The organism is Bacillus cereus group sp. BfR-BA-01382 (genome assembly GCF_022663475.1).
GTDB classification, from domain to species: domain Bacteria; phylum Bacillota; class Bacilli; order Bacillales; family Bacillaceae_G; genus Bacillus_A; species Bacillus_A thuringiensis_S.
This window is the reverse complement of sequence record NZ_JAKUFQ010000474.1, coordinates 1-204: the sequence shown is the minus strand read 5'-3', so window position 1 is coordinate 204 and position 204 is coordinate 1. Positions and strand designations below refer to the sequence as shown.

Genomic DNA, 204 nt, shown 5'->3' with positions numbered 1-204 from the left:
AGAAAAAGCGAAAGCCAAGGCGAAGGCAGCAGCAGCAAAAGCAAAAGCGGCGGCGTTAGCGAAGCAAAAAAGAGAAGGAACAGAAGAAGTAATGGAAGAAGAAAAAGCGAAGGCAAAGGCGGTGGCAGCAGCCGAGGCAAAAGCGGCAGCATTAGCGAAGCAGAAAGCTTCGCAAGGTGATGGGGATTCGGGAGATGAAAAGGC

The 204-nt window shown here is 51.5% G+C and carries 1 pseudogene; it reads left to right on the top strand.

Annotated elements, in window-relative coordinates:
- Nucleotides 1-204 (top strand): annotated as a pseudogene (locus MR160_RS34760) (NADH-quinone oxidoreductase subunit C); the annotation flags it as partial.